This is a genomic window from Streptomyces ficellus (genome assembly GCF_009739905.1).
GTDB lineage: Bacteria > Actinomycetota > Actinomycetes > Streptomycetales > Streptomycetaceae > Streptomyces > Streptomyces ficellus_A.
In genome coordinates, this window is sequence record NZ_CP034279.1 from 1,879,499 (window position 1) to 1,905,866 (window position 26,368).

The 26,368-nt window shown below is 72.2% G+C and carries 24 protein-coding genes; 13 read left to right on the forward strand and 11 right to left on the reverse strand.

Annotated elements, in window-relative coordinates:
- Window positions 1-14 precede the first annotated feature (14 nt).
- Window positions 15-2,057: a type IV secretory system conjugative DNA transfer family protein gene (locus tag EIZ62_RS08035; RefSeq protein ID WP_156692026.1), complete on the reverse strand. Its 2,043-nt coding sequence runs from the start codon at window positions 2,055-2,057 to the stop codon at window positions 15-17.
- Window positions 2,058-2,339: 282 nt separating this feature from the next.
- Here EIZ62_RS08035 and gabT point away from each other — a divergent pair, with 282 nt between their 5' ends.
- Both gabT and EIZ62_RS08045 read left to right on the forward strand, forming a co-directional pair.
- Entirely contained in the window at window positions 2,340-3,674 is a 1,335-nt protein-coding gene (gabT, locus tag EIZ62_RS08040) for a 4-aminobutyrate--2-oxoglutarate transaminase (RefSeq protein WP_156692027.1), read from the forward strand.
- A gap of 96 nt (window positions 3,675-3,770) precedes the next feature.
- On the forward strand, window positions 3,771-4,571 hold the full coding sequence (locus tag EIZ62_RS08045) for a phosphatase PAP2 family protein (protein WP_156692028.1): 801 nt from the start codon (window positions 3,771-3,773) through the stop codon (window positions 4,569-4,571).
- Between the two features lie 10 nt (window positions 4,572-4,581).
- On the opposite strand, the gene EIZ62_RS08050 is transcribed toward EIZ62_RS08045, so the two are convergent.
- The 7 genes from EIZ62_RS08050 to EIZ62_RS08080 form a co-directional block, all read right to left on the reverse strand.
- Entirely contained in the window at window positions 4,582-5,058 is a 477-nt protein-coding gene (locus EIZ62_RS08050) for a hypothetical protein (RefSeq protein WP_156692029.1), read from the reverse strand.
- A gap of 189 nt (window positions 5,059-5,247) precedes the next feature.
- Window positions 5,248-6,666 (reverse strand): NAD(P)/FAD-dependent oxidoreductase, encoded by a 1,419-nt coding sequence (locus EIZ62_RS08055; protein WP_156692030.1) that lies wholly within the window; start codon window positions 6,664-6,666, stop codon window positions 5,248-5,250.
- 22 nt (window positions 6,667-6,688) lie between these two features.
- Window positions 6,689-7,483, reverse strand: a complete 795-nt coding sequence (locus tag EIZ62_RS08060; RefSeq protein ID WP_156692031.1) for an ABC transporter permease — start codon at window positions 7,481-7,483, stop codon at window positions 6,689-6,691.
- Window positions 7,483-8,418, reverse strand: coding sequence for an ABC transporter permease (locus tag EIZ62_RS08065; protein ID WP_156692032.1), 936 nt, complete (start codon window positions 8,416-8,418; stop codon window positions 7,483-7,485). The genes EIZ62_RS08060 and EIZ62_RS08065 overlap by 1 nt, the downstream gene beginning before the upstream one ends.
- The gene (locus EIZ62_RS08070; protein WP_156692033.1) at window positions 8,415-9,566 is read right to left on the reverse strand and encodes an ABC transporter ATP-binding protein; all 1,152 of its coding nucleotides are present in this window, start codon (window positions 9,564-9,566) and stop codon (window positions 8,415-8,417) included. The genes EIZ62_RS08065 and EIZ62_RS08070 overlap by 4 nt, the downstream gene beginning before the upstream one ends.
- A 181-nt stretch (window positions 9,567-9,747) precedes the next feature.
- Window positions 9,748-10,995, reverse strand: coding sequence for a polyamine ABC transporter substrate-binding protein (locus tag EIZ62_RS08075; protein ID WP_156692034.1), 1,248 nt, complete (start codon window positions 10,993-10,995; stop codon window positions 9,748-9,750).
- 46 nt (window positions 10,996-11,041) lie between these two features.
- The gene (locus tag EIZ62_RS08080; protein WP_156692035.1) at window positions 11,042-12,547 is read right to left on the reverse strand and encodes a gamma-aminobutyraldehyde dehydrogenase; all 1,506 of its coding nucleotides are present in this window, start codon (window positions 12,545-12,547) and stop codon (window positions 11,042-11,044) included.
- Window positions 12,548-12,722: 175 nt separating this feature from the next.
- Between EIZ62_RS08080 and EIZ62_RS08085 the strand changes: the two genes are divergently transcribed.
- A complete protein-coding gene (locus EIZ62_RS08085; protein WP_156692036.1) occupies window positions 12,723-13,271 on the forward strand; it encodes an NADAR family protein in 549 nt (182 codons plus the stop codon).
- Between the two features lie 368 nt (window positions 13,272-13,639).
- On the opposite strand, the gene EIZ62_RS08090 is transcribed toward EIZ62_RS08085, so the two are convergent.
- Complete coding sequence (locus EIZ62_RS08090) at window positions 13,640-14,218, reverse strand: DUF4190 domain-containing protein (protein ID WP_156692037.1); 579 nt, start codon at window positions 14,216-14,218, stop codon at window positions 13,640-13,642.
- A gap of 80 nt (window positions 14,219-14,298) precedes the next feature.
- Between EIZ62_RS08090 and EIZ62_RS08095 the strand changes: the two genes are divergently transcribed.
- The 5 genes from EIZ62_RS08095 to EIZ62_RS08115 are packed head-to-tail and all read left to right on the forward strand — an operon-like array spanning window position 14,299 to window position 18,170.
- Complete coding sequence (locus EIZ62_RS08095; RefSeq protein ID WP_156692038.1) at window positions 14,299-15,324, forward strand: adenosine deaminase; 1,026 nt, start codon at window positions 14,299-14,301, stop codon at window positions 15,322-15,324.
- On the forward strand, window positions 15,324-16,016 hold the full coding sequence (locus EIZ62_RS08100) for a glycerophosphodiester phosphodiesterase (RefSeq protein WP_156696278.1): 693 nt from the start codon (window positions 15,324-15,326) through the stop codon (window positions 16,014-16,016). The genes EIZ62_RS08095 and EIZ62_RS08100 overlap by 1 nt, the downstream gene beginning before the upstream one ends.
- Window positions 16,013-16,789 (forward strand): SAM-dependent methyltransferase, encoded by a 777-nt coding sequence (locus EIZ62_RS08105; RefSeq protein WP_156692039.1) that lies wholly within the window; start codon window positions 16,013-16,015, stop codon window positions 16,787-16,789. Before EIZ62_RS08100 ends, EIZ62_RS08105 begins: the two co-directional genes overlap by 4 nt.
- A complete protein-coding gene (locus tag EIZ62_RS32920; protein WP_425281803.1) occupies window positions 16,786-17,031 on the forward strand; it encodes a hypothetical protein in 246 nt (81 codons plus the stop codon). The genes EIZ62_RS08105 and EIZ62_RS32920 overlap by 4 nt, the downstream gene beginning before the upstream one ends.
- Window positions 17,028-18,170, forward strand: a complete 1,143-nt coding sequence (locus EIZ62_RS08115) for a serine hydrolase domain-containing protein (protein WP_156692040.1) — start codon at window positions 17,028-17,030, stop codon at window positions 18,168-18,170. Before EIZ62_RS32920 ends, EIZ62_RS08115 begins: the two co-directional genes overlap by 4 nt.
- Here the strand turns inward: EIZ62_RS08115 and EIZ62_RS08120 are convergent.
- Window positions 18,145-18,678 carry a hypothetical protein gene (locus EIZ62_RS08120; RefSeq protein WP_156692041.1) on the reverse strand — a complete coding sequence of 178 codons (534 nt, stop codon included), beginning with the start codon at window positions 18,676-18,678 and terminating at the stop codon, window positions 18,145-18,147. The genes EIZ62_RS08115 and EIZ62_RS08120 overlap by 26 nt on opposite strands.
- 105 nt (window positions 18,679-18,783) lie before the next feature.
- Between EIZ62_RS08120 and EIZ62_RS08125 the strand changes: the two genes are divergently transcribed.
- Window positions 18,784-20,694, forward strand: coding sequence for a serine/threonine-protein kinase (locus EIZ62_RS08125; RefSeq protein WP_156692042.1), 1,911 nt, complete (start codon window positions 18,784-18,786; stop codon window positions 20,692-20,694).
- Between the two features lie 70 nt (window positions 20,695-20,764).
- Here the strand turns inward: EIZ62_RS08125 and EIZ62_RS08130 are convergent, their stop codons facing one another.
- Window positions 20,765-22,201, reverse strand: coding sequence for a gamma-aminobutyraldehyde dehydrogenase (locus tag EIZ62_RS08130; protein WP_156692043.1), 1,437 nt, complete (start codon window positions 22,199-22,201; stop codon window positions 20,765-20,767).
- Window positions 22,202-22,388: 187 nt separating this feature from the next.
- Here EIZ62_RS08130 and EIZ62_RS08135 point away from each other — a divergent pair, with 187 nt between their 5' ends.
- The 4 genes from EIZ62_RS08135 (at window position 22,389) to EIZ62_RS08150 (ending at window position 26,354) form a co-directional block, all read left to right on the forward strand.
- On the forward strand, window positions 22,389-22,895 hold the full coding sequence (locus EIZ62_RS08135; RefSeq protein ID WP_156692044.1) for an Lrp/AsnC family transcriptional regulator: 507 nt from the start codon (window positions 22,389-22,391) through the stop codon (window positions 22,893-22,895).
- Window positions 22,880-24,259, forward strand: coding sequence for an aspartate aminotransferase family protein (locus tag EIZ62_RS08140; protein ID WP_156692045.1), 1,380 nt, complete (start codon window positions 22,880-22,882; stop codon window positions 24,257-24,259). Before EIZ62_RS08135 ends, EIZ62_RS08140 begins: the two co-directional genes overlap by 16 nt.
- Window positions 24,260-24,471: 212 nt before the next feature.
- Window positions 24,472-25,200, forward strand: a complete 729-nt coding sequence (locus EIZ62_RS08145; protein ID WP_156692046.1) for an ABC transporter ATP-binding protein — start codon at window positions 24,472-24,474, stop codon at window positions 25,198-25,200.
- Window positions 25,182-26,354, forward strand: coding sequence for a hypothetical protein (locus tag EIZ62_RS08150; protein ID WP_156692047.1), 1,173 nt, complete (start codon window positions 25,182-25,184; stop codon window positions 26,352-26,354). Before EIZ62_RS08145 ends, EIZ62_RS08150 begins: the two co-directional genes overlap by 19 nt.
- Window positions 26,355-26,368: the final 14 nt, after the last annotated feature.

A 26,368-nucleotide genomic window follows, 5' to 3' on the forward strand; every position in this document is an offset into this window, starting at 1 on the left:
GTTGTCGTGGAGCGTCAGGTCCGCAGGTCGACCAGAAGCGGAGGGACGTGTTCCCCCCGGACGCCCGTCAGGGACAGTACGGCATGCCCGGGAGGCACCGCGTGGGCGAGGTCGGAGGCGGACCAGCGCTGCCGCTCGACCTCCCGCACGGTCACCGCCTCGGCCGTGGCCGCCTTGCCGGTGACCAGGCGGCGCATGAAGTGCAGCGCCTTGGTGAGCGGCTCGTCGGAGATGATCTGCCGGTTGGTCACGTCGCGGGTCTGCACCCACTCGGTGCCCCACGTCTCGGCGAACCGCCCGCCGTCCCAGGACGCGATCCCGGCGAACGCCATCCTGCACCCCACCGCGCCCAGCAGCGGTCCGCGCAGCGCCTCCGGCACGTCCTCCAGGGTCCGCAGCGCCAGGACGACACCCGCGTTGGCGGAACGCAGCCGCTGGACGGCGCGTACGGAGTCGGCGGTCACCGTGTACGTGGCGTCGTCCAGGACCAGGCAGGCGAACAGGGACCGGTCCGCGCGGCCCAGCGCGGCCTCGGTGAACTGCGCCAGCAGCAGCCGCGCCACGATCCGCGACGCCTCCGCGTGCCCGCGCTCGGGCAGGTCGACGCGGACCCGCAGCGGGTGCTCGACGGCGCGCAGCGAGAAGCGGTGCCCTTCGGGACCGGTGGTGAAGAAGCGGGCGAAGGCGGGGCGGTCGAGGAACGCGATCCGTTCCGCGAGCAGCACTCCGACGTCGTCGCCACGCTCGGCCTGCCGCTGCCGGGCGTCCAGCTCGCGCAGTTGCGCCGGGTCGTCCGCGACGGCCTCCCGCAGCGCGGCCAGCGCGCCCGGCGCCCCGCCGAGCAGTTCGCGCAGCTCCGGCACGGCGGGGAAGTGGCCGTGCGCGACGCGGTAGGGGCCGATGAGCTGGGCCAGGGCGGTCGCGGCGCGGCGGCTGTCGGGGACGAGGTCGCCGACCAGTGCCTCGGCCAGCATCCGGGCGGCTTCGTCGGGGTCGTCGGCGCCGCCGTAGAGGTCGAGGTCGTGGCTGGAGTCGGGGCGGCCGACGGACACGATCACGTCGAAGGCCTGGTCGGGGGCGAGGGCGCTGCCGTGCGCGGTCACGGCGACGACGGCGGCGCGGTTGGCGAGGGCCTGGAGGCACAGCGACTCCACGACCGGGCGGACCAGCCGGACCGTCTTGCCCGACCCGGCGGGCCCGACGGCCACCAGCGAGGTGCCCAGCACGGCGGGCTCCAGGGCGACCCCGGTGGTCCGCCGGGCGTAGGGGTTGCGGGGGTGGTCGGCCGCGGTGCCGATCCGCACCTGGGCGGTGGCCAGGTCGTGCGCGGCGGTACGCACCGGCAGGTCGCGCACGCCCGAGGGGTGCGCGCAGGCGGCGGGCCCGTGGACGCGCACGGCGTCGGTGAACGCGGCGAGCCGGTCCGGATGCGTCCGCACGCCCTGCCAGGCGCGCCGGATGCGGGCGTAGTCCACGTCGCGCAGCGCCCCGGACCGGGTGGCCTCGGCGAGCCGCTGGGCGGCCTCGGTCAGCCCGGCGTCCCGCAGTTCGGGCCAGTCGACGGGGTCGGCGCCCGGTGGGGGCGGCGGGGGCGGGGTGTCCTTCTTGCGGGCGTACCGGCGCCAGATCTCGGGGACGTGGCCGATCCGGGCGAAGAAGACGAGGAGGCCGCCGCCGACGAGGGCGTAGTACACGTAGCTGGCGGTGGCCCACGTGCCGGGCTGGGTGCGCCACTCGTCGGGGGTGAGGACGAGGAGCGGCCACAGCCAGTAGTAGCCCAGGTACCCGTTCCACAGCAGGGACCACAGGAGCCAGCCGCTGAGCAGGGCGATCACCGCGCCCGCGAACAGCCGCCGCGCGGGCACCGCCTCCGGCTCCTCCTCGGGGCGCGGCCGGTGCCCGAACCGCCACACCCCCGGCTCGGCCGCGGGGCGGGGCGCGCGGAGCCACTGGGCGGTGCCGCCGCCGGCGGGCTCGGGGGCGTGCCGGGGCGGGGGCGGCACGGGCGGCTTCCCGACGTGGCTGCGCCGTGCCTCGTACGTACCGTCGGTGTCCATGAACCCCTGCCCCCTGACCAGCCGGGTCGCGCCTGCCTGTGCACCCGTCAATCTAGTGCGTGGACGCCCCCGTTGCCCCGCCCCGCCGCCGTCCGCCCGGGCGGGGAGGTGCGGGCGGGGTGCGGTGCCGTACGGGGGACGCGCCACCTCCTCTATGTCCGTCCCGGACAAGGACACGGCACCGACCACTCCCTAACGGAGCATGCCCGCCCCCCTCCCTCGCGCCTAGCCTGCGGAAGAAAGAGAAGTAGCGTCCGAAAGACCCCACCCCAGGAGCCCCGCATGACCGATATCCCGCAGGAGCGCCGCGTCGTCACCGCCATTCCCGGCCCGAAGTCGCAGGAGCTTCAGGCCCGCCGTCTGTCCGCGGTGGCGGGTGGCGTGGGCTCCGTGCTGCCGGTCTTCACGACCCGCGCCGGTGGCGGCGTGATCGAGGACGTGGACGGCAACCGCCTGATCGACTTCGGTTCCGGTATCGCCGTGACCTCCGTGGGCGCCTCCGCCGAGGCGGTCGTGCGCCGCGCGAGCGCCCAGCTGGAGCAGTTCACGCACACCTGTTTCATGGTCACGCCGTACGAAGGTTACGTCGAGGTCTGCGAGGCGCTGGCCGAGCTGACGCCGGGCGACCACGCGAAGAAGTCCGCGCTGTTCAACAGCGGCGCCGAGGCCGTGGAGAACGCGGTCAAGATCGCCCGCTCGTACACCAAGCGCCAGGCCGTCGTCGTCTTCGACCACGGCTACCACGGCCGTACGAACCTGACGATGGCGCTCACCGCCAAGAACATGCCGTACAAGCACGGCTTCGGCCCGTTCGCGCCCGAGGTCTACCGCGTGCCGGTGGCCTACGGCTACCGCTGGCCGACCGGTGCGGAGAACTGCGGCCCCGAGGCCGCCGCGCAGGCGATCGACCAGATCACCAAGCAGATCGGCGCCGAGAACGTCGCCGCGATCATCATCGAGCCGGTGCTCGGTGAGGGCGGCTTCATCGAGCCGGCCAAGGGCTTCCTGCCCGCGATCGTCAAGTTCGCCAACGACAACGGCATCGTCTTCGTCGCGGACGAGATCCAGTCCGGCTTCTGCCGCACCGGCCAGTGGTTCGCGTGCGAGGACGAGGGTGTCGTCCCGGACCTGATCACCACCGCCAAGGGCATCGCGGGCGGCCTCCCGCTCGCCGCCGTCACCGGCCGCGCCGAGATGATGGACGCCGTCCACGGCGGTGGCCTCGGTGGTACGTACGGCGGCAACCCGGTGGCCTGCGCCGGTGCACTCGGCGCCATCGAGACGATGAAGGAGCTCGACCTCAACGGCAAGGCCAAGCGCATCGAGGAGGTCATGAAGGGCCGCCTCACCGCCATGCAGGAGAAGCACGAGATCATCGGTGACATCCGCGGCCGCGGCGCCATGATCGCGATCGAGCTCGTCAAGGACCCGGCGGCCAAGGAGCCGAACCCGGAGGCCGCCGCCGCGCTCGCCAAGGCCTGCCACGCCGAGGGCGTGCTCGTCCTCACCTGTGGCACCTACGGCAACGTGCTGCGCTTCCTGCCGCCGCTGGTCATCGGCGAGGAACTCCTGAACGAGGGCCTCGACGTGATCGAAAGCGCGTTCGCCGGTCTGTGACGCGGAGCGACCGGTTGTGAAGAACCGGTGGGGGGCCGATGGCGGGATCGGGATCCGGCTGTCGGCCCCCCATTCTCTGCCGTACGGTTTCTGCAGATGAGAGAAACACCCCGCTCGCAGGTGACTGCGGGCGATGCCGTGGCGAAGCCTCCCCAGCGACGTCCCGGCCGTGCCCTCGCGCACACCACCGGAGCCTCTGGCTCCGGGTCTCCTCACCGATCGGACAGTCGCCCGCCCCACACCCCCCGGGGCGCGCGGCGCACCGGTCCTGGCGGCCGCCCCGGAACCACCCCCCCTGTTCCGGGGCGGCCGGCTTTTCCCCTTCCGACCCGCCTGGCCCTCCTGTCACTGCCGGTCGCGCTCTTCGCGGTCGTGACCTGGCAGGTCGTCGCCGACGGCCCCCTCACCCGCCTGGACGAACGCGCGAGCCGCGCCCTCGCCGGCGCCGGCCCCACCCCCCTGACCGAGCTGCTCGCCGACCTCGGGAACCTCCAGGTCGCCCTCCCCGTCCTGCTGGCCGCCATGGCGTACGCGGTGTGGCGCGGCCGCCGCGCCCAGGCGCTGTACGCCGGGCTCGCGATGGCCCTGGTCCCGGCCCTGGTCGTGCCGCTGAAACTGCTCGTGGACCGGGTCGGCCCGCTCACCCCCGCCACCGGCTACTACCCGTCCGGGCACACGGCGACCGCCCTGGTGGCGTACTGCGGGGCGGCCCTGCTCGTGCACCGGCGTCTCCTGCCCGTCGCCGTGCTGCTGACGGTCGCGACCGGCACCGGGCTGGTGCTGCGCGGCTACCACTGGCCGCTGGACGTGCTGGCCAGTGCCTGCCTGTTCGCCCCCGTCCCGGTGCTCCTGGCCCGGCGCTCCCGCCGGACGGCCGGCGAGGGCCAGGACTCCTGACGCGGGCGCCTCACGGCTCCTGACCCCGCCCGTCCGGATGCCCCTGCCGCCTGGGCAGGCGCGCGGCCGCCTCGTGCATCGCCAGCTCCAGGAGCGCCGGGTCGGTCAGGGTTCCCCAGCCGTCCGGCGCCACCAGCCAGCGGGCCGCGCCCGTAGCCCGGCCCGGGTGCGGGACGGCGATCCAGGTGCCCCGGCCGGCGGCGCGCATGCCGGTGCCCACCCAGCGCGGGGCCGTGCCCGCGGGGACGAAGAAGCCCAGGCGCGCGTCGCCGGAGTCGGCGAGCACCGGGCCCGGCCGGTCGACGAGCCGGCACAGCACGTCGAGCGTGGCGTGGCCCAGCTCCGCCGGGGTGATCAGTACGTCCCAGCGCCGGCCCGCCGGCAGGAGCGCGACGCCGTTGCGTTCCCACTCCCACCGGCACGCGCCGGGATCCGGCGCCCCCGCTGCCAGCCACTCGACCGCGGCCTTCGCCCCCGAACCAGTCATCGCCCGCTGCCTCCGTCTCCGTGCCTGCCCCTCCGGACAGTGCGTTCACTCACAGAGAGACGGGCGGATGCGGGTCATGACGCGGGTACGCCACTCATCGTGGTGGTGAAGGGGGGTTAGGGGGCGCACACCCGGCGCGAAACCGACGCGAAACCGACCGACCCGTGGATCCGGGCCGGTGCCGGGCGGTCAGCTGTCGAAGCCGAGTCCGAGCCGGTCCATCGCCTTGAGCCACAGGTTCCGCCGTCCGCCGTTCGCGTCCGCGCGGGCCATCGACCACTTGGTCAGCCCGATGCCCGCCCAGGCGATCGGCTCCGGCGGGAACGGCAGCGGCTTGGTGCGCACCATCTCCAGCTCCGTACGCTCCGTCCGCTCGCCCGACAGCAGGTCGAGCATCACGTCCGCGCCGAACCGGGTGGCGCCCACGCCGAGCCCCGTGAACCCCGCCGCGTAGGCGACCCGGCCCTGGTGGGCCGTGCCGAAGAACGGCGAGAAGCGGGAGCAGGTGTCGATGGCGCCGCCCCAGGCGTGGCTGAACCGCAGGCCCTCCAGCTGCGGGAAGCAGTGGAAGAAGTGCCCGGCGAGCTTCAGGTACGTCTCCGGCCGGTGGTCGTGCTCGGCGGTCACCCGACCGCCGAACGGGTAGATCGCGTCGTAGCCGCCCCACAACACCCGGTTGTCGGCGGAGAGCCGGAAGTAGTGGAACTGGTTGGCGCTGTCGCCGAGGCCCTGGCGGTTCTTCCAGCCGATCGACCGGAGCTGCTCGTCGTTGAGCGGCTCGGTCATCAGCGCGTAGTCGTAGACGGGCACCGTGTAGGAGCGCACCCGCTTGACGAGCGACGGGAAGACGTTGGTGCCGAGCGCCACCTTGCGGGCGAAGATCCGCCCGTAGGGCGTGCGGACGGCCATGCCGGCACCCGCGCGGGCGAGCTCCAGGCCGCGGGTGTTCTCGTAGACGCGTACCCCGAGGTCCTCGCAGGCCCGCTTGAGGCCCCACGCCAGCTTGGCCGGGTGCAGCATGGCGACGCCGCGCCGGTCCCACAGCCCGCCGAGGAAGGTGGGCGAGGCGACCTCGGCGCGTACGGCGTCGCGGTCGAGGAGCTCCAGGTCGCCGGCGAGACCGAGGCGGCCGGCCTCCTCGTACACCTCCGTCAGCTCCGCCACCTGGTACGGCTCGGTGGCGACGTCGAGCTCGCCGGTGCGTTCGAAGTCGCAGTCGATGCCGTACGCGGAGACGGCCGCCTCGATGGCGTCGAGGTTCCGGGCGCCCATCTGCTCCAGTGCGGCCAGCTCGCCGGGCCAGCGGGCGAGGCCGTTGCCGAAGCCGTGCGTGAGGGACGCGGCGCAGAAGCCGCCGTTGCGGCCGGAGGCGGCCCAGCCCGCCTCCCGGCCCTCGATGAGGACGACGTCCCGCGACGGGTCCCGCTCCTTGGCGAGGAGCGCGGTCCACAGGCCGCTGTAGCCGCCGCCGACGACCAGCAGGTCGCAGTGCTCGGTGCCGGTGAGGGCGGGCAGCGGAGCGGGCTTGCCGGGGTCTTCCAGCCAGAAGGCGACGGGCTGGGCGTCGGAGAGTGATCGTGCAGCAGTACGCATGGCGGCTGGGGCCATGGTTTCCAACTCCCTCAGGAACTCATTGTTGTGCGGTGCGCCTGCGCCGGCCGGCCGCGACCTGGCCGGCGACGACCACCAGTACCGCGATGACGAACATCGCCGTGCCGATGACGTTGATCTGTACGGGTGTGCCGCGCTGCGCCGAGCCCCACACGAACATGGGGAAGGTGACGGTCGAACCCGCGTTGAAGTTGGTGATGATGAAGTCGTCGAACGACAGCGCGAAGGCCAGCAGGGCGCCGGCCGCGATGCCGGGGGCGGCGATCGGCAGGGTGACCCGCAGGAAGGTCTGCACGGGCCCCGCGTACAGGTCCTTGGCGGCCTCCTCCAGGCGGGGGTCCATCGACATCACCCGCGCCTTGACCGCCACCACGACGAAGCTGAGGCAGAACATGATGTGGGCGATCAGGACCGTCCAGAAGCCCAGCTCGGCGCCCATGTTCAGGAACAGGGTGAGGAGGGAGGCGGCCATGACGACCTCGGGCATGGACATGGGCAGGAAGATCAGCGAGTTGACCGCGCCGCGCGCCCGGAAGCGGTAGCGGACGAGCGCGAAGGCGATCATCGTGCCGAGCACGGTGGCGCCGAGGGTCGCCCAGGCGGCGAGCTGGAGCGACAGCGCGAGCGACCCGCACAGGTCGGCGACGCCGCACGGGTCCCGCCAGGCGTCGGCGGAGAACTCCCGCCACGCGTAGTTGAAGCGGCCCGCCGGCTTGTTGAACGAGAACACCATCACGACGATGTTCGGCAGGATCATGTAGGCGAGGGTCAGCAGACCCGCGACGACGACGAGGTTCTTGCGGAGCCAGCGCATCAGACCAGGTCCTCCGTTCCGGCCCGGCGGATGTAGACGGTGACCATGATCAGCACGATGGCCATCAGGATGAAGGACAGCGCGGCCGCCGTCGGATAGTCCAGTACCCGCAGGAACTGCGACTGGATGACGTTGCCGACCATTTTCGTGTCCGTGGAGCCGAGCAGCTCGGCGTTGACGTAGTCGCCGCTCGCCGGGATGAACGTCAGGAGCGTGCCCGACACGACGCCCGGCATGGACAGCGGGAAGGTCACCTTGCGGAAGGTGGTGGCGGGCGAGGCGTACAGGTCCTTCGCCGCCTCGTGCAGCCGGCCGTCGATCCGCTCCAGGGAGGTGTACAGCGGCAGGATCATGAAGGGCAGGAAGTTGTACGTGAGACCGCAGACCACCGCCAACGGCGTGGCCAGGACGCGGTCCCCCTGGGTCCAGCCCAGCCAGTTGGTGACGTCAAGGACGTGCAGCGCGTCCATGGCCCCGACGACGGCGCCGCCGTCCGCGAGGATCGTCTTCCACGCCAGCGTACGGATGAGGAAGCTGGTGAAGAACGGCGCGACGACCAGGACCAGGAGCAGGTTCCGCCAGCGGCCCGCCTTGAAGGCGATGAGGTACGCGAGCGGGTAGCCGAGCAGCAGACACAGGACGGTGGCGGTGCCGGCGTACAACAGGGACCGGACGAACTGGGGCCAGTACTCGGTGAAGGCCTCCCAGTAGGTCGCGAAGTGCCAGGTGACCTGGAAACCCTGCTCCAGGGAGCCGGTCTGCACGGAGGTGGACGCCTGGTACACCATCGGCAGGGCGAAGAAGACGACCAGCCACAGGATGCCGGGCAGGAGCAGCCAGTACGGGACGAGCCGCTTGCGCGCGCCCCTGGTCCGTACGGCCGGCGGCTCCGGGGCCGGGGCCTCGGACGCCCGGGGGGTGTCGGTGATCGTCACGTGGCGTCCTCCACCTTCTCCACGCCGGCGGAGATGTCCTGGGCCGCGTCCAGGCCGAAGGTGTGGGCCGGGTTCCAGTGCAGGACGACCTCGGCGCCGGGTGCGAGGCGCGCGTCGCGTTCGACGTTCTGCTCGTACACCTGGAGGCCGGTGCCGGCGGGGCCGTCGACGACGTACTGGGTGGAGACGCCGATGAAGGAGGTGGCGACGATCCGGCCGGTGACCTTGTTGCGGCCGTCGGCTATCGCGCCCGCGTCGTCGGCGTGGGCGAGCGTGATCTTCTCGGGGCGTACGCCGACGAGCAGCTTGCCGCCGGTACGGGTGTCGGCGACGCACCGGCCGGCCGGCAGCCGCAGCTTGCCCCCGCCGGCGGTGACGACGATCTCGGTGCCCGCCTCGGCGACCTCCGCCTCGATGAGGTTGGAGGTGCCGAGGAAGTTGGCCACGAAGGTGGTGCGGGGGTTCTCGTAGAGGTCGGCGGGCGCACCGAGCTGTTCGACCCGGCCGCCGTTCATCACCGCGACCGTGTCGGCCATGGTCATGGCCTCCTCCTGGTCGTGGGTGACGTGCACGAAGGTGATGCCGACCTCGGTCTGGATGCGCTTGAGCTCCAGCTGCATCTGGCGGCGGAGCTTGAGGTCGAGGGCGCCGAGCGGCTCGTCGAGGAGGAGCACCTGGGGGTGGTTGATGAGCGCGCGGGCGACGGCGACACGCTGCTGCTGGCCGCCGGACAGCTGGTGCGGCTTGTGGTTCGCCTTGTCGCCGAGCTGTACGAGGTCGAGCATGTCCCCGACCTGCTTCTTCACCGACTTGATGCCGCGCCGCCGCAGGCCGAAGGCGACGTTCTCGTGGATGTTCAGGTGCGGGAAGAGCGCGTACGACTGGAAGACCGTGTTGACCGGCCGCTTGTACGGCGGCAGGTCGGTGACGTCCGTGTCGCCGAGGAACACGGTGCCGGTGGTGGGGTCCTCCAGGCCGGCGATCATGCGGAGGGTGGTGGTCTTGCCGCACCCGGACGCGCCGAGGAGGGCGAAGAAGGAGCCCTGCGGGACGGTCAGGTCGAGCGGATGGACGGCGGTGAAGGAGCCGTAGGACTTGCTGATGCCGGACAGGCGGACGTCGCCACCGGTGTGCGTCGTGTCAGTCATGGGGTTGCGATCCCAGGGGTGTCGGGGGGCGAAGGGCGACGGGGAACGGGAGCGGGGTCGGTGCGCTGGGCAGGGGCGCGAGGGCAGGGGCGCGAGGGGGGTGCAGGGGCGCCCCGGGGCGTGCGCGCCGGGGGCGTGCGCGCCGGGGGCGTGCGCGCCGGGGGCGTGCGCGCCGGGGTGCTCAGGCGCCGATGAGCTTGGCGAACTTCTCCTCGTACGCCGTCTCTTCCTCGCTGCTGAGGGAGCGGAAGGCCCGGGACTTGGCGGCCATGGCCTTGTCCGGGAGGATCAGGGTGTTCGCCGCCAGCGCGGGGTCGATCTTGGCGAGTTCGTCGCGCACTCCGTCCACCGGGCAGACGTAGTTGATGTACCCGGCGAGCTTCGCGGCGTTGGGGAGCTCGTAGTAGAAGTCGATCAGCTTCTCGGCGTTCGCCTTGTGGCGGGCCTTGGCCGGCACCAGCAGGTTGTCGCTGGAGGTGATGTAGCCGGCGTTGGGGATCGCGAACTGGATGTCGGGGTTGTCCGCCTGGAGCTGGATGACGTCACCGGCCCAGGCGAGACATGCGGCGATGTCGCCCTTGGCGAGGTCCCCGGTGTAGTCGTTGCCGGTGAAGCGGCGGATCTGCTGGGTGTCGACGCCCTTCTGGAGGCGGCCGATCGCCGCGTCGAAGTCGGCGTCGCCGAACTTCTCCGGGTCCTTGCCCATGTCGATCAGGGTCATCCCGACCGAGTCCCGCATCTCGGACAGGAACGCGACCCGCCCCTTGAGCTTCGGGTCGTCCAGGAGCTGGGTGACCGAGTCGACCTTGCGGCCGCCGGTGGCCTTCCTGTTGTACGCGATGACCGTGGAGATGCCCGTCCAGGGGTACGAGTAGGCGCGGCCCGGGTCCCAGTCGGGGCGGCGGAACTGGGCGGAGAGGTTGGCGTACGCGTGCGGCAGGTTCGACGGGTCGAGCTTCTGCGCCCAGCCGAGCCGGATGATGCGGGCCGCGAGCCAGTCGGTGACGCATATCAGGTCCCGGCCGGTGTCCTGGCCGGCGGCCAGCTGCGGCTTGACCTTGCCGAAGAACTCGACGTTGTCGTTGATGTCCTCGGTGTACTTGACCTTGATCCCGGTGCGCCTGGTGAACGCCTCCAGGCTCGGACGCTGCTTCTCGTCCTCGCCGATGTCGATGTACTGCGTCCAGTTGGAGAAGTTGAGCTGCTTCTCCTTCGCGGAGTGGTCGGTGGAGGCGGGACCGTCGCCCTCGCGCGCGGCCGGCGGGATGCCACAGGCGCTCAAGCCGGCGAGACCGCCCAGCGTGAGCGCCCCGGCGCCCGTGGCGCGCAGCATCGAACGGCGGGTGAGGGCTCCCCGTCCGTTCGTCAGGCTCCGCCGCATCGCGGTGAGCTGTGCCGCGGAGAGGCGGCCGGGCTGGTACTGCTCCATGCGCTGTGCCTTTCGAAGCGGGCCGTCCGAAGCGGGCCGTTGAGGTCTATCGGTCCCCGAAGATCGTGCGGTGCCATTCCTTGCGGGCGACCGCCGTGTTGTCGTACATCACGTGCTTGACCTGCGTGTACTCCTCGAAGGAGTACGCCGACATGTCCTTGCCGAAGCCGGACGCCTGGTAGCCGCCGTGCGGCATCTCGCTGATGATCGGGATGTGGTCGTTGATCCAGACGCAGCCGGCCTTGATCTCGCGCGTGGCCCGTCCGGCGCGGTACACGTCACGGGTCCAGGCGGAGGCGGCGAGGCCGTAGGGCGTGTCGTTGGCGAGGGCCAGCCCCTCGTCGTCGCTGTCGAAGGGCAGCACGACGAGGACCGGGCCGAAGATCTCCGCCTGGACGATCTCGCTGTCCTGGGCGGCGCCGGTGATCAGGGTGGGCCGGTAGTACGCGCCGTCGTTGTGCGGCGCCACACCGCCGGTGACGACGGTCGCGTACGCCCGGGCGCGGTCCACGAAGGCCGCGACCCGGTCCCGCTGGGCGTGGCTGATGAGCGGGCCCAGGTCGGTGTCCTCCTGGAACGGGTCGCCGATGCGGATCGTCGCCATCAGGTCGGCGACGCCGGAGACGAACGCGTCGTACAGCGGGCGCTGGACGTACGCGCGCGTGGCGGCCGTGCAGTCCTGGCCCGTGTTGATCAGCGACCCGGCGACCGCGCCGTGCACGGCGGCCTCCAGGTCGGCGTCGTCGAAGACGACGAAGGGCGCCTTGCCGCCCAGTTCCAGGTGGAGCCGCTTGACGGTGGACGTGGCGATCTCGGCCACCCGCTTGCCCACGGCGGTCGAGCCGGTGAAGGACGTCATGGCGACGTCCGGGTGCCCGACGAGGTGCTCCCCCGCGTCCCGCCCGGCGCCGGTGACGATGTTGACGACGCCGTCGGGGATGCCCGCGTCGGTGGCCGCCTGCGCGAACATCAGCGAGGTGAGCGGGGTGAGCTCGGCGGGCTTCAGGACGATGGTGTTGCCGGCGGCGATGGCCGGGAGCACCTTCCAGGCGGCCATCTGGAGGGGGTAGTTCCACGGGGCGATGGAGCCCACCACGCCGATGGGCTCGCGGCGGACGTAGGAGGTGTGGTCGCCGCTGTACTCGCCGGCCGACTGGCCCTGGAGGTGCCGGGCGGCGCCCGCGAAGAACGCGGTGTTGTCCACGCTGCCCGGTACGTCGAACTCGCGCGTCAGCTTGATCGGCTTGCCGCACTGGAGGGACTCGGCGTGCGCGAGGTCCTCGGCCCGTTCGCCCAGGAGCGCGGCGAACCGGTGCATCGCGTCGGAGCGCTCGCCCGGGGTCGCGCCCGCCCAGCCGGGCAGCGCGTCACGGGCGGCGGCGACGGCCGCGTCCACGTCGGCGGTGGAGGCCAGCTCGTAGTCGAGGACCTTCTCCCCGGTCGCGGGGTCGACGACCGTGTGCCCGCGTCCCGAGGTCCCCGGCCGCAGCCGCCCGCCGATGTACTGTGCCCCGGCCGCGAAGCGGTCGAGTCCCTGGAAGCGGTTGTCCATGACGCTCTCCGTTGTCCCGGCTCGAATTGAGTGCCGATCCTGGCAGAGGAGTACCTGAGCAACAAGTGATTCCGTTGTTGCCTTTTGGTTAAGCGACGGAATCGGTCGACCATGTGTCGGGTGAGGGCGGGAATCTCCGTACGGAGTGTCAGTGGTGACTGCCAGACTGGCGTGCATGGAGAAGATCCACGAGCTGATCGAGCAGGTCAGCACGGGTGAGCGTGTCAAGTATCTGCACTTCTGGGGGCACACGCCGAAGCGCGACGGGACGATCGGGGCGAGCTGCCTGAGCCAGTGGTGGCCGTCGCCGTTCACCGTCGACGGCGTGTCGTACGCGACGGCCGAGCACTGGATGATGGCCGCCAAGGCCCGCCTCTTCGGCGACGCCGACGCCGAGCGCCAGGCCCTCGAGGCGCCGGACCCCGCGCTCGCCAAGAAGGCGGGGCGGCTCGTGCGCGGGTTCGACGAGACGATATGGAAGCGGGAGCGGTTCGGGATCGTGGTGGAGGGCAGCCGTCACAAGTTCGCCTCCGACCCGGAGCTGCGGGCATTCCTGCTGGCGACGGGCGACCGCGTCCTGGTCGAGGCGAGCCCGGTGGACCGCGTGTGGGGCATCGGCCTGGCCGCCGACGACCCCCGCGCCGACACCCCCGCCCACTGGCGCGGCCTCAACCTCCTCGGCTTCGCCCTCATGGAAGCCCGCGCCACGCTGCGCTCGCCCTGACCGTCCCGCTGGGCTCGCTCCCGGCGCGTTGTGGGCAGTCGTCCCGCTGGGGCTCCCACCCCGCCGTCCCGTTGTGGGCAGTCGTCCCGCTGGGCGATGGGGGTCCCCCCTGCTCGAGCGAAGCCGAGAGTTTGGGGGAGGGTGGGCACAACGGGACTGGGGCGGTGCCTGTTCCCGGTTCGCCTGCGGGCGGTGCCTCGTGCCGGTTACCCCCGGTGGGGTGGGGGCGTGGCCCCTCCGGGCTCGCCTCCTCGGGGCCGGCGGCCTCGGGTTACGGGGTAGGGAGCCCCGGTAACGCCGCCGGTCCCCTGCGGGGGCGACCCTGCACGGCCCCACCCCGGGTACGTCGCCGGGTGCGGGTGGACGCGTCAGCGCGGGACGGTGAGAGACGTGCCGAAGGGGTCGTTGTCGGAGTTGTCGTCGTACGCGTCGCGGCCCGCCTCGGTCGCGACCGTCCAGATGATGAACGCCAGGACCGTACCGCCGATCACGATGCCCACCGCGCCGAGGATGATCCCGGCGAGCGCCATGCCGTGGTTGTTCGCCTCGCCCCGGTTGGCCTTCTTGCGGCCGATGATGCCGAAGATCAGCGCGAGGATGCCGAGCACGACGCCCAGACCCCAGGCGCAGAAGAGCACTACGGAGATGATGCCGAGGACGAGCGCGGTGATGCCCATGCCGTTGGCCGGGGCCTGCTGCCAGCCGGACTGGCCGTAGGCGCTGTAGCCGGGGTAGCCCGGGTAGCCGTACGACGCTGCGGGCGGCGCGGGGGCCGGATAGCCGTAGGTGCCGGGAGCCATGGGGGGCGGCGGCAGCTCGCCCGGTACCGAGGTCATCGTCGGCTGGTCGTGCACGCCGGGCGCGGTCGGCGGCTGGTAGGGGGAGGGTTCGGGCTGCCGGCTCTCCGGCGGAGCCCACGGATCGTTCGAGTCGCTTCGCTCTGACATGGGCCCTCCCCCGTTGCGTCCGGCCATGCTAACGGCCGACCTACGATGATCCCCGACCAGCCCGCACACGGAGGACTCCGATGACCGATCTGCACCCCTTCATCGCGGGGCTGCCCAAGGCCGAACTGCACGTGCATCACGTCGGCTCGGCCTCGCCCCGGATCGTCGCCGAACTGGCGGCCCGCCATCCCGACTCGAAGGTCCCCACGGACCCCGAGGCGCTCGTCGACTACTTCACCTTCACCGACTTCGCGCACTTCATCGAGGTGTACCTGTCGGTCGTGGACCTCGTCCGCACGCCGGAGGACGTGCGGCTGCTGACGTACGAGGTCGCCCGGGACATGGCCCGGCAGCAGATCCGGTACGCGGAGCTCACCATCACGCCGTTCAGCTCCACCCGGCGCGGCATCGACGAGAAGGCCTTCATGGCGGCCATCGAGGACGCCCGCGTCGCGGCGGAGCGGGAGCTGGGCGTCATCCTGCGCTGGTGCTTCGACATCCCGGGCGAGGCCGGGCTGGAGGCGGCCGAGGAGACCGCGCGGCTCGCGGTGGACCTGCGGCCCGAGGGCCTGGTGTCGTTCGGGCTGGGCGGTCCCGAGATCGGCGTACCGCGCCCGCAGTTCAAGCCGTACTTCGACCGGGCCATCGCCGCCGGGCTGCGCTCGGTGCCGCACGCCGGGGAGACGACCGGTCCGGAGACCGTCTGGGACGCGCTGAGGGAGCTGGGCGCCGAGCGCATCGGGCACGGCACCAGCTCCGTAAGGGACCCGGAGCTGCTGGCGTACCTCGCGGAGCACCGCATCGCGCTGGAGGTGTGCCCGACGTCCAACATCGCCACCCGTGCGGTCGCGAACATCGACGAGCACCCCGTCAAGGAGATGGTGGCCGCCGGCGTGCTCGTCACGATCAACTCCGACGACCCGCCGATGTTCGGCACCGACCTCAACCACGAGTACGGTGTGGCGGCCCGGTTGCTGGGGCTGGACGAGCGGGGCGTCGCCGAGCTGGCCAAGAACGCCGTCGAGGCGTCGTTCCTCGACCCGGCGGGCAAGGCGCGGATCGCCGCCGAGATCGACAGCTACACCACCGAGTGGCTGCGCCGCTGATGGGTGCCGTCACGGTCGTGGCGCACCGGGGCGACCCGTACCGCGTCCGCGAGAACACGCTGGCGTCGTTGCGTTCGGCGGTCGCGCGCGGGGCGGACGCGGTCGAGATCGATGTGCGGCTCACCCGTGACGGCGTCCCGGTGCTGCTGCACGACGACTCGCTGAAGCGGTTGTGGCGCGTCGAGCGGCCGCTGGACGCGGTCGGTTGGGACGAGGTGCGGGCGCTGACCGGGGAGCGGGGTGTGCCCTCGCTGGAGGCGGCGCTGGGCGAGCTGGGCGGGCACCGGGTGATGCTCGATCTGCCGGGGGCGACGGAGCGGTCGGTGCGGGCGGTCGTGGACACGGTCCACGAGTGCGGCGCGGCCGACCGGGTGTACTACTGCTCCAGTGCCGCCGCGATGCTGCTCGTCCGGGCCGCCGATCCGGGCGCCGAGATCGCCCTGACGTGGACGACCCTGGCCCCGCCCCGCCCGGAGCTGCTGGCGGCGGTCGCGCCGCGCTGGCTCAACTACCGTTTCGGGCTGGTGGACCGGGAGCTGACCGAGCGGGTGCACCGGGACGGGATGCTGGTTTCCGCGTGGACGGCCGACACGCGCAGGACGATGCGTAGGCTGATCGCCGCCGGGGTGGACTCGATCACCACCAACCGGGTGGACGCGCTGAGCGCCGTGCTGAAGGGGAGCCGTACGTGACCGCAGGCAGGATCCGCACCGACGTCGCGCACAACGCCCGCGTCTGGAACTACTGGCTGGGCGGGAAGGACAACTATCCGGTCGACCGCGAGGTCGGCGACCAGGTGGTGTCCCTGTACCCGGGCATCGGTGAAGTCGCCCGCGCGGACCGGGCGTTCCTGGGCCGGGCGGTGGCGTATCTGGCGGGTGAGGCGGGCGTCCGGCAGTTCCTGGACATCGGTACGGGCCTGCCGACCGCCGACAACACGCACGAGGTCGCGCAGCGGATCGCGCCCGACGCGCGGGTTGTGTACGTCGACAACGACCCGATCGTCCTCACGCACGCCCGGGCTCTGCTGACCGGCTCCGCGGAGGGCGTGACGGAGTACGTCGACGCGGACGCCCACCAGCCGGAGCGGATCCTGGACGCCGTCCGGCCGGTGCTGGACCTCGGCCGGCCGGTCGCCGTGATGATGCTGGGCATCCTCAACTTCGTGCTGGACACGGACGAGGCCCGGTCGATCGTGCGGACGCTGATGGCGGCGATGCCGTCCGGCAGTCACCTGGTGCTGACCCACCCGACCCTGGAGCTGGGCGGTGGGGGCAACGCGGAGGCGATGGAGTTCTGGAACAGGAACGCGACGCCGCCCATCACCGCGCGCGGCCGGGCGGAGTTCGCGTCGTTCCTGGACGGTCTGGAGGTGCTGGAGCCGGGCATCGTGTCGTGCGCGAGCTGGCGGTGCGCGACGGCGGTGGAGGTGGCGCAGTTCGGCGCGGTCGCCCGCAAGCCGTGACGTCCGGGGCCGCGCGGTGGGCGAGGGCGCTGCCGCCGTGGGCCGTGGACGCCGGTATCGCGCTGCTGGTGCTGGCGGCGGTCACCATGCCGTTCGTGGTGCCGCGCGACCCCCGGCTGCCGGAGGCGACGTGGGCGGCGTACGGGCTGACGGCGCTGACCGTGCTGCCGCTGGGCGCGCCGGTGAGCAGGATGGGAGACGCATCCGACAACGCCGGTTCGTCTCCCAGGAGTTGCCCATGAACACCCGTACCCGTGCCCTGCTCGCCGCCGCGCTCGTCCTCGGCGTCGCGGCGGGCCCCCTCGCCGCCCCGGCGGGCGCCCGGGAGCCCGCCGCCGCGTCCCGGGCGCACATCGGCCCGGACGCCGCCGCGCTGGCCGGGCTCCCGGATGACGACGCGACCGCCGCGCTGGTGCGGGTCGGCGGCACGGGCGGCTCCTGGCGCGGCAGTGCGGGCGTGCACGACCTGCGCAGTGGCCGTCCGGCGGATCCGGCCGGCCGGTTCCGGGCGGGTTCGGTGACGAAGGTGTTCACGGCGGCGGTGGTGCTCCAGCTGGCCGGGGAGGGGAAGGTGGACCTCGACGGGTACGTCCGGGACTACCTGCCGGACCTGATCCCGGCCGCGTACGGCAAGGTGAAGGTGCGTCAGCTGCTGGACCACACGCACGGGATGCCGGGCGCCGACGTGCCGGGCAAGGACGTCCACGACTGGTACGCCCACCGTTTCGACGTCCGTGACCCGCGCGCGACGGTCGCCTCGGCCACCGCGAAGGAGCGGGTCGCCCCGCCCGGTGAGGTGCAGCGGTACGGCAACATCGGTTACACGGTGGCCGGGCTGCTGATCGAGCGGGTGAGCGGCGACCGGTACGAGAACCAGGTGGCCCGCCGGATCCTGCGGCCGCTGGGTCTGCGCGGCACGTACTTCCCGGGCGCCTCGCCCCGGATCCGGGGGCCGCACAACCACGGTTACCAGGTGTTCCCGCTGGCGGACGGCGCGAGTGAGCTGCGTGACGTGACGGTGTGGGGGGTCACGGAGGCCTGGGCGGCCGGGGACCTCGTGTCGACGACGGCGGACCTGGAGCGGTTCCTGCTGGCGCTGTTCCGGGGCGAGGTGGTGCGCGGCCCGCTGCTGAAGGAGATGTTCACCGTGCCGGCCGGTGTGCCGGGCGCGACCATGAGCGCGGGGCTGCAACGGTACGAGGCGGAGGACGGCCGGGTGCTGTGGTTGAAGACCGGCGGGCGGTGGGGCTACAACACCATGATCGCGGCCACCGGAGACCTCTCCCGCACCCTGGTGTACTCGGTGAACTCCACCGACGCGAAGGGCCTGGAGGGGAACCCGGTGGCCGAGCGGATCACACGGGCAGCGTTCGCGCGCTGAGCACGGGCGCGGTCAGCGCCTCCAGGCGCTTGATCATGCGGTGCACCACCAGCAGGGGGATGATCCCGAAGACCCCGAAGGACATGTCGATGACCGACCACCAGAAGGGGATGCCCCGGATCGGGCCGCAGATCAGGGCGAGGGGGATGATCCCGGCGCAGGCGATCATGCCGAACTCGATCACCCAGATGTTGCGCACCGGGTCGCGGTAGGGCCCGTAGAAGGCGACCGCGATGACGAGGTGCGCGAAGGCGAGCCAGTCGGTGCCGTAGAGGAGGAACGGGAAGCGCTCGTCGGCGGTGTCGAGGCCGGTCCGGACCCGCTCGATCCACTCCTGGAGGCCGGGGAACGCGTCGGCGAGGGGGGACGCCCAGCCGTTCAGGGCGTCCTGCATCAGGTGCAGTTCGGTGACGAGCGGGAACGCGGTCACTCCGCTCAGGACCAGACAGACGATGAAGAACACCAACCATGCACGTATACGCCGCAAGAGGGCGCGAGACTCGCTCATGTCCGCAGCGTACGCCGGGGTTTACCGGCCCTTTACGGGGGTCCCGGTATTGCGCTTCCGGCCCTCCGCGCGGGTGCCGGCCGGTCCCTGTGCGAAGATCCGACGGTGGAACCGATCAGCGCTGAAGACCCCGCCTGGATAGGTCCGTACCGCCTCCTGGGCCTGCTGGGCGAGGGAGGCATGGGCCGCGTCTACCTCGCGCGCAGCGAGGGCGGCCGGACCGTCGCCGTGAAGTTGATCCTCCGTCAGCTGGCGCAGGACGGCGAGTTCCGGCAGCGGTTCGCGCAGGAGGTGTCGGCGGCGCGGCGGGTCGGCGGCCGGTGGACGGCGCCGGTGCTGGACGCGGACACCGGGGCGGCGGTGCCGTGGGTGGCGACCGGTTACATCCCGGGGCCCTCGCTCTCTGAGGTCGTCGGCAAGGACCACGGTCCGCTGCCCGAGACATCGGTGCGCGCGCTGGCGAGCGGGCTGTCCCAGGCTCTGGAGGCGATCCACTCGGTGGGGCTGGTGCACCGCGACCTCAAGCCGTCCAACATCCTGGTGACGGTGGACGGTCCACGGGTGATCGACTTCGGTATCGCAAGGGCGCTGGACGCGCAGAGCGCGTCCGGTGACGTCCGCACCCGCACCGGCGCGGTCGTCGGCTCGCCCGGTTTCATGTCGCCGGAGCAGGTGCTCGGTCAGGGCATCACGCCGGCGTCGGACGTGTTCTGCCTGGGGGCGGTCCTCGCGTACGCGGCGACGGGGCGGACGCCGTTCGGGGGCGCCGAGAGCGGGGTCCACAGCCTGCTGTACCGGATCGTGCAGGAGGAGCCCGACCTGGAGGGCGTGCCGCCGAGGCTGGCGGGCCTCGTGCGGGCGTGCCTGATGAAGGACCCGGCGGGGCGGCCGTCCGTGGCGGAGCTGATCGAGGCGACGCGGGACTCCGAGCCGGCCGGGGCGTGGCTGCCGGGCGCCCTGCTCGCGGAGCTGGGCCAGCGGGCGGCGCGGCTGCTGGACGCCGAGCTGCCCGCCCCGGCGCACGCCCCGGTGCCGCAGCAGCGGCCGCAGCCGCAGCCGGTGGGGCTGCCGTACGGGCCGACGGCGTTCCAGACCCCGCCGCCGGTGCCCCAGCCGCACCACGGGTATCCGTACGCGCAGCCCACCCACCCGACCGGCCCGTACCCTCCCGCCCCGGCACCGCCGGCCGCCCGGTCCGGGAACGGCGGGAAGATCACGGCGATCGTGCTGAGCATCGTGGTGGGGCTGCCCGTGATGCTGGTCCTGCTGCTCATGCTGATCGGCTGGCTCGCGGGGGACGACAAGGAGACGCCCGAGATCAGGGAGATCGAGGGCGCGGTGCCGGACGCCTATCTGGGGGCGTGGGAGGGTTCGGTCGCGGCGGGCCCGGACGGCGAGTTCCAGGGGCGCTTCGACATCGTCCAGGGCGAGAAGCGGGAGATGGTCGCCACCGTCACGTACACCCTGCCGTACGCGGTGTGCCAGAGCCGGGCGCCGCTGGTCTCCGCCGAGGACAAGAAGATCGTCCTGGGGGCGGGCAGCAGGACGAACAGCGTGCCGGCGGACGCGGCGGCCTGCGCCGAGCCGTCGCCGGAGCAGACGTTCACGGTCCAGCCGGACGGGACGCTGCGGTGGGAGTCGCGGGGTGTGTCGACGACGCTGCGGCCCGCCGAGACGAGCAGGGCGCCGGTGCACCCGAAGTTCCTGGGCACCTGGGAGCTGGCGACGCGGCCGGCGGCCGACGGGCTGCGGCTGACCATCGCCCAGAACACGATCGGCAAGGAGGTCGTCACCGCGACCGGCGCGGGCTCCGCCAAGGGGTGCCGGTGGAAGGGCGTCCTCGCGGGCGCCCACACCGACCGGCTGGTCCTCGGCCCGCTCGTCCCGGCCACGTCCGGCTGTCCGGTGCGCGGTTCGATGGTGCTCACCCCGGCGGGCGAGGGGCGGCTGTACACCGACCGGACGGACCGCCCGAAGGACGTCCGCCGGGAGGAGCTCAACCGCGTCACCCCCTGACGGGGGCGGTACGACGCGGCGGGCGGGCCGGGGGAGGAACCCCGGCCCGCCCGCCCGCTCGTGAGGGCCCTCAGCCCAGCGAGGTCATCACGTGCTTGACGCGCGTGTAGTCGTCGAAGCCGTACGCCGAGAGGTCCTTGCCGTAGCCGGACTTCTTGAAGCCGCCGTGCGGCATCTCCGCGACCAGCGGGATGTGGGTGTTGATCCAGACGCAGCCGAAGTCCAGCGCCTTGGACATGCGCATGGCGCGGGCGTGGTCCTTGGTCCAGACGGAGGAGGCCAGGGCGTACTCGACGCCGTTGGCGTACTCCAGGGCCTGGTCCTCGTCGCGGAAGGACTGGACGGTGATGACGGGGCCGAAGACCTCGTTCTGGATGATCTCGTCGTCCTGCTTGAGGCCGGAGACGACGGTCGGGGCGTAGAAGTAGCCCTTGTCGCCGACGCGGTGGCCGCCCGCCTCGACCTTGGCGTGGGCGGGGAGGCGGTCGATGAAGCCGCTGACCTGCTTGAGCTGGTTGGCGTTGTTCAGCGGGCCGTACAGCACGTCGGCGTCGTCCGGCTGACCGGTCTTCGTGCCGGCGGCGGCCTTGGCCAGGGCCGAGACGAACTCGTCGTGGATGGACTCGTGGACGAGGACGCGGGTGGCGGCGGTGCAGTCCTGGCCGGCGTTGAAGAAGCCGGCGACGGAGATGTCCTCGACGGCCTTGTCGATGTCGGTGTCCTCGAAGACGACGACCGGCGCCTTGCCGCCCAGCTCCAGGTGGACGCGCTTGACGTCCTTGGCTGCGGACTCGGCGACCTGCATGCCGGCGCGCACGGAGCCGGTGATGGAGGCCATGGCGGGGATCCGGTGCTCGACCATCGCGCGGCCGGTGTCGCGGTCGCCGCAGATGACGTTGAAGACGCCCTTGGGGACGATCTGGCCGATGATCTCGGCGATCAGCACGGTGGAGGCCGGGGTGGTGTCCGACGGCTTGAGGACGACGGTGTTGCCCGCGGCGAGCGCCGGGGCGAACTTCCACACGGCCATCATCATCGGGTAGTTCCAGGGCGCGACCTGGGCGCAGACGCCGACGGGCTCGCGGCGGACGATGGAGGTCAGGCCCTCCATGTACTCGCCGGCGGACTTGCCCTCCAGCATGCGCGCGGCGCCCGCGAAGAAGCGGATCTGGTCCACCATCGGGGGGATCTCTTCGGTGCGGGTGAGCTCCAGCGGTTTGCCGGTGTTCTCCGACTCGGCGGCGATGAGGTCCTCGGCGCGCTCCTCGAAGGCGTCGGCGATCTTCAGCAGTACCTTCTGGCGCTCGGACGGCGTGGTGTCGCGCCAGGCGGGGAAGGCGGCCGCGGCGGCGTCCATGGCGGCGTCGACGTCGGCCTGGCCGGAGAGCGGAGAAGTGGCGTACACCTCGCCGGTGGCCGGGTTGACCACGTCGATGGTCCGTCCGTCGGCGGCGTCCCGGAACTCCCCGTTGATGTAGTTGCGCAGACGACGCAGCTCGGTGGTCACTTGCCACCCCTCCTGTCGGTCTCGTGGTGCTCGGTAACCCAAGTGTCCAAGTACTGGACACCCCCACCCTAATCGCTGAGTCGACGATTCCGACAGGCCCGACGCCCCAGAACTTCGGATTCGGTGGGATCGGAAGTCCCAAACAACGGATTTCCTCGATCTGGGGTTGCGCGAGTGACGAGACTCGGTGCACAGTGAAGGTGTGGCCAGTCGAAGCGCAGACCCCAGGGCCGGGAACGGATCGTCTCCGACGATCGACGCCGTCTCCCTGGCGATCATCGAACAGCTCCAGGAGGACGGGCGCCGCCCGTACGCCGCGATAGGCAAGGCCGTCGGCCTTTCCGAAGCGGCCGTACGGCAGCGCGTCCAGAAACTCCTCGACCAGGGCGTCATGCAGATCGTCGCCGTGACCGACCCCCTCACCGTCGGCTTCCGCCGTCAGGCGATGGTCGGCATCAACGTCGAGGGTGACGTGGAGCAGGTCGCGGACTCGGTGACGGCCATGGCCGAATGCGAGTACGTGGTGATGACCGCGGGTTCCTTCGACCTGATGGTGGAGATCGTCTGCGAGGACGACGACCACCTCCTGGATGTGATCAACAAGCGCATCCGCACACTCCCCGGCGTGCGCTCCACCGAGAGCTTCGTCTACCTCAAGCTCAAGAAGCAGACCTATATGTGGGGAACCCGATAGCCGTGAGCAAGGACCTCTCCAAGACCGCCTACGACCACCTGTGGATGCACTTCACCCGCATGTCGTCGTACGAGAACAGCCCCGTCCCGACCATCGTCCGCGGCGAGGGCACCTACATCTTCGACGACAAGGGCAAGCGCTACCTCGACGGCCTCGCCGGCCTGTTCGTGGTCCAGGCCGGCCACGGCCGGACCGAGCTCGCCGAGACCGCCTACAAGCAGGCCCAGGAGCTCGCCTTCTTCCCGGTGTGGTCCTACGCCCATCCCAAGGCCGTCGAGCTGGCCGAGCGCATCGCGCACCACGCCCCCGGTGACCTGAGCAAGGTCTTCTTCACCACCGGTGGCGGCGAGGCCGTCGAGACCGCCTGGAAGCTGGCGAAGCAGTACTTCAAGCTGGTGGGCAAGCCCACCAAGCACAAGGTCATCTCCCGCGCGGTCGCCTACCACGGCACCCCGCAGGGCGCGCTGTCCATCACCGGCCTGCCGGGCCTCAAGGCCCCCTTCGAGCCGCTGGTCCCCGGCGCGCACAAGGTGCCGAACACCAACATCTACCGCGCCCCGCTCTTCGGCGACGACCCGGAGGCCTTCGGCCGCTGGGCCGCCGACCAGATCGAGCAGCAGATCCTCTTCGAGGGCCCGGAGACCGTCGCCGCGGTGTTCCTGGAGCCGGTGCAGAACGCCGGCGGCTGCTTCCCGCCGCCGCCCGGATACTTCCAGCGCGTGCGCGAGATCTGCGACCAGTACGACGTGCTGCTCGTCTCCGACGAGGTCATCTGCGCCTTCGGCCGCCTCGGCACCATGTTCGCGTGCGACAAGTTCGGCTACGTGCCGGACATGATCACCTGCGCCAAGGGCATGACCTCGGGCTACTCCCCGATCGGCGCGTGCATCATCTCCGACCGCCTCGCGGAGCCGTTCTACAAGGGTGACAACACCTTCCTGCACGGCTACACCTTCGGCGGCCACCCGGTGTCCGCCGCGGTGGGCCTCGCCAACCTCGACATCTTCGAGCGCGAGAACCTCAACCAGCACGTCCTGGACAACGAGGGCGCCTTCCGCTCCACGCTGGAGAAGCTGCACGACCTGCCGATCGTCGGCGACGTCCGCGGCAACGGCTACTTCTACGGCATCGAGCTCGTCAAGGACAAGGTCACCAAGGAGTCGTTCAACGACGAGGAGACCGAGCGCGTCCTGTACGGGTACCTCTCCAAGGCGCTGTTCGACAACGGCCTGTACTGCCGCGCCGACGACCGCGGCGACCCGGTCGTCCAGCTGGCGCCGCCGCTGGTGTCCGACCAGTCCACGTTCGACGAGATCGAGCAGATCCTCCGGGCCACCCTCACCGAGGCCTGGACGAAGCTGTAACCCTCGGCGTGATCGTCCGATCGTAGGCTGAACGCGGCCCGGGTCATGCCCCATCCGAGTGAGATGGGCGGACCCGGGCCGTGTGCTGTCCGGACAGCCGCCTCGCCAATCCCTACGGTTCCTGTGACCGATCCGCCCTACCATCGTTCCGCCGTACGGGGGAACACCGTACGGGGAAACGACACATCAGAACCGATACCGAGGTGTACGCCATGGTGGCCCCGCCGGACAACGACGTGCTCTGGGCACGCGCCCTGCACCACTCCCACAACGGCTCCCCCGCGCTTCAAGGTGTCTCCCTCGGCGTGCGCGAGGGCGAGATCCTCGCCGTCACCGGCCCGCGCGGAAGCGGAAAAACGACACTTCTGCGCTGCCTGTCCGGCCGGCTCGTCGCCCGCGAGGGCGAAGTCTGGTTCAACAGCGCCCCCGTCCACACCATGACCGCCCTCCAGCGGGAACGGCTCCGCCGCGAACGGTTCGGCTGGATCGGCCCCGAGCCCGACCTCGTGCCCGAGCTGACCGCCTGGGAGAACACCGCCCTGCCGCTGATGCTGCGCGGCACCTCCCGCCGCGCCGCCAAGGCCGCCGCCCTCGACTGGCTGGAGCGGCTCGACGCCGGCGAGTGCGCGCGCAAGCGGCCCCACGACCTCCTCCAGGCCCAGCGCCAGCGCGTCGCCCTCGCCCGCGCCCTGGTCACCATGCCGTCGCTGCTGTTCGCCGACGAGCCCACCGCGCCCCTCCACCGCGCCGACGGCGCCCAGGTGCTGCGCACCCTCACCGCCGCCGCCCGCTCGCACCGCATCACCGTCCTGCTCGCCACGCACGACCCCGAGGTCGCGGCACTCGCCGACCGCACCGCGCACCTGCTCGACGGGCGGCGCGTCAACTCCGTGCAGCTCAACGGGGCGGAGGGCCGCGACGCGTGCTCGCTCTCCGTCTAGCCCGCGGCGCCCACCCCCTGGTGCTGCTGCGCCGGCTGCTCGTCGCCGCCGCCTCCGCCGGGGTCGGCTTCCTGCTGCTGTGCACCCTCGGGTACGCGGTCGGGCACCCCGGCGACTCCGGCGCGGCCCTCACCCGCCTCGCCTGGTGCGCCCTGCCGCTCGCCGCCACCGTGCACTTCGCCGTCGCCGTCGCCCGGACCGACCCGGCCACCCGGCCGCGCCCCGGCCTGTCGGCCATCGGCCTCGGCCCCGCCCGGCTCGCCGCGGTCGCCGCCGCGTCGACCGCCGTGTCCTGCACCCTCGGCTCGGCGGTCGCCCTGCTGGTCTTCCTCCACCTGCGGGGTGACCTCACCGGCCTCCCCTTCGACGGCGCCTCCGCCGACCTGCTCGGCGCCGGCCACCCCCTGCCGCTGGCCGCCGCGCTGACCCTGCTCGCCCTCGTGCCGGCCGTCGCCTCCCTCGGCGCCGCCCTCACGCTGCGGCCACGCCGCAAGGCGGTCCTCGACGACGACCCCGACACCGCCGAGACCACACCCGCGGCCGCCCCCGGCGGACTGCCCTGGGGCGTCTCGCTCATCGCGCTCGGCGTGGCCATCGAGACGTACACCGCCAAGGGCGCCACCGGCGGCGCGGCCGCCCTCCCGCTGCCGGGCGGCCTCGGCGGCGGCCCGGCGGGCGTACTGGCCGGCTGGGCGCTCACCGCGGTCGGCCTCGCCGTCGCCGGGCCGGGCCTCACCCACCTCACCGGGCGCCTCCTCCAGGCCTTCCGGCCCGGCGTCACCCGGCTGCTCGCGGGGCGCGCCCTCATGGACGAGGCACGCCGCATCGGCCGCCCGCTGGGCGTGGCGTGCGCGGTCGCCTCCGCCACGATCGGGGTGACGACGCTGTACGAGCCGGGCGGCGCCCAGCCGTTCGGGCCGCTGACCGGGCTCGGCGCGGCGCTCGTCATGACGTGCACCACCGCCACCCTGCTGACCGCGGCGCTCGAATCCCGGCAGACCCGCGTCAGCACCAAGGACGCCCTGCTGCGGCTGGGCGCCTCGGCCCGGATGCTGCGCCTGGCCGTCGCCCTGCGCGCCCTGGCCCTGCTGGCCGTGTTCGCCCCCCTCACCTGGGCGGTGGCGGAACTGGCGGCCCTGCCGCTGCGGGGCTGACGTCCCCGTCCGGA